The sequence below is a fragment of the Streptomyces sp. NPDC057543 genome (genome assembly GCF_042801895.1).
Classification (GTDB): domain Bacteria; phylum Actinomycetota; class Actinomycetes; order Streptomycetales; family Streptomycetaceae; genus Streptomyces.
Window position 1 is genome coordinate 1 of sequence record NZ_JBHVFF010000559.1, and the last position, 1,863, is coordinate 1,863.

A 1,863-nucleotide genomic window follows, 5' to 3' on the forward strand; every position below is an offset into this window, starting at 1 on the left:
CGGCGCCACCTGCGACAACGGCGCCCCCATCGCCACCGTCGGACCGTGGAGCTCCAGCGACGGCGTCTTCCCCGGCCACGTCCGGGGCGGCGTGTTCGTCAAGAACGGCGTCGTGGGCAGCTTCCGCGTGATCGACCACCGCTTCGGTGGAGACCGCGACCGCGGTGACGGAGACTACTGACCGAGTCGCTCGGTCGACGTAGAACCCCGGCCCGCCGGAATCGGGCCGGGGTTCCACACCGAACTCACCACATCCCCTGATCGACACACGATCCTCGGCGAACCCGGCCATCCGGCCGGCACAACGTGGCACCGGCGCGGCAGACGCCACCCACGACCCAGCCGCCCAGAAGCCCGCCCCACCCCCACTACGCCACCTTCGATGCCCGCGCCTCGGCAACCAGCACCCGGATGACCGAGGCGCGGTGGTGACGACCGGATGGTGGTCGGCCGTCTCGGACCGGCGGCTTCCGCGGTCGCTCCACAGGTCGGCTTCGTCCGGGCAGAGCCGGGCAACGTCGACGGAGCGTACGGCACAAGTGACCGGCCCCCGGATCCGAGGGCCGGTTCTGCCTGTCGGTGACTTGCTCGCCGTTCGACGGTACGCCGGTGACCGGCGCCCCCGTCCGGGCCATGACGAGCACTCACGGTCGACGGGGGCGTCGGTGCGCAGCGCGACCGGCTGGGTGATCTCGTTGTACGGCAACCTGATCTCGATGTCCCTCACCTGGTCGGGAAGTCCGGAGAAGCGGACCGTGCCGACCGGTCCGGGCCCGGTTTCCGCCGACCCGGTCGTCATGTCCACCATCAGGGCGTTGCCGCCGGTCACACTCGTCTGCCCAGCCGCACGGCCGTCGACGAGCAGGTCGTACACGCCATCGGGGCGGGGCACCCTGGTAGGCCGCCCGCAGCACCCAGGAAGCGGTCGTCGTCAATCTTCCCGAACTGTACGTCCTGGGAAGCGAACCCGACGCCGGTCGCCCCTCCTCTGCCGTGTCGCCGCACATCGACCGCCGACGACTCCTCCTCCTCGGCACCGGGTCCGCGGACCGAGCCGTTCTCGGTGACGCATCACCCGCCGGTCACACCGTCCGTACGCTCCCGCAACAGGTCGGCGTGGCCGCTGTGGCGGGCGTACTCCGCGATCATGTGGACGTGGACCATGCGGAGCGAGTACACCTCGCCGGCATGGGTGAAGGTGTCGTCCATCGAGGCATCCGCGACGATCTCGTCCGCCAGCCGGCATTCCTCGATCAGGCGCGCGTAGTCCTCGGCCGCTCGGGACGGGTCCACGTCCTCGAAGTCCGCGTCCTTGCCCCTCTCGGGGTCGTACATCGGGTCGAGCGTCTGACCGGCGAACCGCTGCCGGAACCAGACGCGTTCGACCTTGGCCATGTGGCGGATCAGTCCGAGGAGTGTGAGGTTCGACGGCGAAACCGTCTGCTCGGCGAGTTGCTTCCCGGTCAGACCGGCGCACTTGTGCAACAGCGTGCCGCGGAACCAGGCGAGGTAGCCGGTGAGCATCTCGCGCTCACCGGCCACGAGTGAACCGGGCGTGCGCTCAACATCAGGTGCTGTCCATGTCATCCCTTGATCTTGCCTCGTACCCGCCGGACAGGGACAGGGCTTTTCCGCTCGGACGCCGGCGTGACCGGCGCGCGCCCGCGCGCACGTTCAGGCCTCCCTATGTTTCTGAGGACGTTTTTCGGCTCCGGTCGACGGAAGTTTTCTGGCTCCGTGGTTGGGCTGGAGGGGGCGTGAGGCGGTGTGATTCACGCCCCTGTAGCAAGGTGATTTGGCCCCACCTCGATCGAGTGGTTCCGCTGGCCCTGGGGGTGGGGTCTCGCGGCAGGTTGGGGTGCC

At 69.4% G+C, this 1,863-nt stretch carries 1 protein-coding gene and 1 pseudogene; one reads left to right on the forward strand and one right to left on the reverse strand.

Annotation, left to right across the window (positions count from 1 at the left end; all coding sequences use genetic code 11):
* Positions 1 to 181: pseudogene (locus ACFU8Q_RS41260) on the forward strand (hypothetical protein); the annotation flags it as partial.
* A gap of 890 nt (positions 182 to 1,071) precedes the next feature.
* Here the strand turns inward: ACFU8Q_RS41260 and ACFU8Q_RS41265 are convergent.
* Complete coding sequence (locus ACFU8Q_RS41265) at positions 1,072 to 1,587, reverse strand: DinB family protein (RefSeq protein ID WP_384465289.1); 516 nt, start codon at positions 1,585 to 1,587, stop codon at positions 1,072 to 1,074.
* Between the last annotated feature and the right edge of the window lie 276 nt (positions 1,588 to 1,863).

Coding starts and splice junctions, on each gene's coding strand:
- ACFU8Q_RS41265 (WP_384465289.1), bottom strand. CDS start 1,587: ATGACATGGACAGCACCTGATGTTGAGCGCACGCCCGGTTCACTCGTG.